The 3,079-nt window shown below is 69.0% G+C and carries 3 protein-coding genes; 1 reads left to right on the top strand and 2 read right to left on the bottom strand.

Annotated elements, in window-relative coordinates:
* The first annotated feature begins 162 nt into the window (after window positions 1-162).
* Window positions 163-1,197, top strand: a complete 1,035-nt coding sequence (gene waaF, locus FVW27_RS11750) for a lipopolysaccharide heptosyltransferase II (protein WP_167125367.1) — start codon at window positions 163-165, stop codon at window positions 1,195-1,197.
* Window positions 1,198-1,501: 304 nt separating this feature from the next.
* Here waaF and FVW27_RS11745 read toward each other — a convergent pair whose 3' ends face one another.
* Both FVW27_RS11745 and cbiQ read right to left on the bottom strand, forming a co-directional pair.
* Window positions 1,502-2,386 carry an energy-coupling factor ABC transporter ATP-binding protein gene (locus tag FVW27_RS11745; protein WP_243838389.1) on the bottom strand — a complete coding sequence of 295 codons (885 nt, stop codon included), beginning with the start codon at window positions 2,384-2,386 and terminating at the stop codon, window positions 1,502-1,504.
* Window positions 2,383-3,079 (bottom strand): cobalt ECF transporter T component CbiQ (gene cbiQ, locus FVW27_RS11740; RefSeq protein WP_167125365.1); only part of this gene is annotated, 697 nt, incomplete at its 5' end. The genes FVW27_RS11745 and cbiQ, both read right to left, overlap by 4 nt.

Raw genomic sequence — 3,079 nt, 5'->3', positions numbered from 1 at the left:
CGAACCCGCCCCCGCCGACCTTGCCGTCCGCCCGGACTGGCCGCATGCCGTGGCGCGCGACCTTGCCGCCGCCGCCGCGTGGCTGTTGGGCGGTACCGCTGACGTGTCGGGGGCATCCCCTTCCGGCACCTCTTCCACGGATATTTCGCGGAGCGAACCGTCATGAGCCGTATCGGCGTCTGGAATACCGCCTTTCTGGGCGACGCGGTACTTACGTTGCCGCTGCTGCGCACCCTGCGCGCCAACTACCCCGATGCGGAACTGCACTTCTGGGTGCGGCGCGGCGTGGGCAGCCTGTTCGCCGCACAGCCGGAGCTTTCCGGCGTGCACGAGTTCGACAAGCGCGGCGGCGAAAGCAGCGTCATGGCCGCCGCCCGCGTTGGGCGGCAACTGGCGCGCGAGCGGCATTCGCTGTGGATATCCGCCCACACCAGCCTGCGCAGCGCCTGCATCGCCCGCTGGACCAGCGCCAAGGTGCGCATCGGCTACGACGCACCATGGTTCAATTCGTGGTTCTACACCCACACCGTGCCGCGCCGCTTTGACGAACTGGACGAGATCGAGCGGCTGCTGCAACTGGTGCGCCCCCTGAACCTTCCGCAGGTTCTGGACTGGCCGGAACTGGTGCTGCCCGAACCCGCCCGCGAACAGGCCGCCGCCTTCCGCGCCGCGCATGCCGCCCCCGGCGTGCCTCTGCTGGGCGTCCACCCCGGTTCCGTGTGGGCCACCAAGCGCTGGCCCGCCGAATACTTTGCAGAGGTGGTCCGCCGCGCTGCCGCCGCAGGCTCGCGCATCGTGCTGTTTGCCGGTCCCGGCGAAGAAGCCGTGGCCCGCGAAGTGGCCGAACGTTCCGGTACCCTCGGCACGCCCGCGCTTATCGACCTGTCCGGTGCGCTCAGCCTCGTGGACCTTGCCGCGCATCTCGCCATCCTCGACTGTTACCTCTCCAACGACTCCGGCCCCATGCACATCGCCTGGGCCCAGCGCACCCCCGTCACCGCCATCTTCGGCCCCACCGTGCGCCGCCACGGCTTCTACCCGCGCGGCCCCAGGGCCACCGTGCTCGAAACCGGGCTGGACTGCCGCCCCTGCGGCCTGCACGGGCCGCAGCAGTGCCCCCTGGGGCACCACCGCTGCATGCGCGACATCACCCCCGACACCGTGTGGCAGGACGTGTCCGCGAAACTGTTCGGGTAGATGGCAGGGCAACCGGGGGAAGGGGAGAAGCCCCTTTTCCAAAAGGGGCTTCTCCCCTTCCCCCGGACCCCCATCCCCTCTTCCCCCAAACGTTTCCATTGGGGGGATGAGCCGTGGGATGAGAGGAGCGTCGCAGCCGGTAGCTGGTGCCCCTGTTGAAAAGTTTGGAAGGATGGAGAGGGGGGGCGGGGGAGAGGAGGGGAACTTTTGCGACAGCCGTTAGGCGAGCTTGCGAGCCTTATGGATGGCGACCGCAGTGCGCAAAAGTTCCCTTCCTCTCCCCCGCATTCTTTTTCTCTTTGTTCTACCCGTGATGGTGGTGCACGTCGCCGCCGGTGTGGGTATGCACGTGGGTATGGGGGGTATGGGTGGCGATGCGGACGGTGCCGTCCTGCACGAGGAGAAAGCTGTCGCAGGTCTGGGCCAGAAAGTCCCAGTCGTGCGAGATGATCAGGTGGGTGGGGCTGTGTGCGGCCAGGATGGCGATGAGCCGGCTGCGGGTGCGCGGGTCGAGGTCGTTGGTGGGTTCGTCCAGCAGCAGGGCCTGCGGCTGCATGGCCAGCACGGCGGCCAGGGCGATCATTTTCTTTTCGCCGCCGGACAGGCGGTGGGTGACCCGGCTGCCGAACCCGGCAAAGCCCAGGCGCTCCAGGGTAGCCTGTGCCACGTCGCGGGCCTCTGCGGGGGATGCGCCGTGGTTCAGCGGGCCGAAGGCCACGTCTTCGAGCACGGTGGGGCAGAACAGCTGATCGTCGGAATTCTGGAACAGGAACCCCACCTCGCGGCGCAGCGTCGCAAAGTCGGCTTCCCTGGTCAGGGGCACGCCGCGATGCAGCACCTGGCCCGACTGGGGGCGCAACAAGCCCATCAGCAGGTGCAACAGGGTGGACTTGCCGCTGCCGTTGTGCCCCAGAAGGCCGATGCGCCGCCCCGGACGCAAGGCCAGCGAGGCGCCGCGCAATACGGGGTCCGCGCTGCCGGGATAGGTGAAGTGGATGTCCTCAACGGCGGCCAGCGGCGGGGTGGCATCGTCGTCCGGATGATGGTGCGGGTGGTGGTCGTGCTTCCCTCCGTGCGCGTGTTCATGATCGTGGTCATGCGCGTGACTGGGCACATGGCTGGGCGCATGGGGGCAGGACTGTCTGTTCTCGGGCAGTGCGCTGTCGGGCGGGGCGGCGGCGGTGGTCATGGCAGTTTCGCGAAGGGCTGAAGGATGTCGGCGGCCAGCAGCGCGACCGCGCACAGGATGACGGCGGCGGCCAGCAGGTGGTCACCGGGGTGTCCTGCGGGTTCGGCCAGCATGTGGAAGCGCCCGGCAAAGCCGCGCAGGCGCATGGCCTGCCCCACGCGTTCGGCCCGGTCAAAGCTGCGCACCAGCACCATGCCCGCAAGGTTTGCGTAGGTGCGGTAAGTGTGCAGGTTGGTGCCGGGGATGAATCCGCGTACCTTGGCCGCTGTGCGCAGGCGGTGGTATTCCTGGGCCACCACGTGCAGTTGCCGCCAGGTGAACAGCAGCAGCAGCGCCAGCTTGTCCGGCAGGCCCAGTCCGGCCACGGCATGCCCCACGGCGGTGATGTCCGAGGTGCCCGCCAGGGCGATGAAGGCCAGCACGATGGCGTTGGATTTCAGGGTGACCAGCACGGCCTGGGCCACGCCCGCGTTGGTGGCGGTCAGGCTCAGCCAGTCCGGCAGGCCGGGAAAGGGACCGATGCGCAGCAGCGGAGCACCGGGCAGCGAAAAGGGCAGGAACACCCACAGAAAGGCCACGAACACGTTCACGGCGGCCAGCCTCCGCAGCAGGCGGGGCAGGGGCAGGCGGGCCCAGACGCACAGGGCCGCACCCAGCAGCAGGGCCAGGGCAGCCGGACCGGGCGAGCGCAGC

Source organism: Nitratidesulfovibrio liaohensis, from assembly GCF_011682075.1.
Classification (GTDB): Bacteria; Desulfobacterota; Desulfovibrionia; order Desulfovibrionales; family Desulfovibrionaceae; genus Cupidesulfovibrio; species Cupidesulfovibrio liaohensis.
Note: the sequence above shows the minus strand (reverse complement) of the source record. Positions and strands in the feature narration are given on the sequence as shown.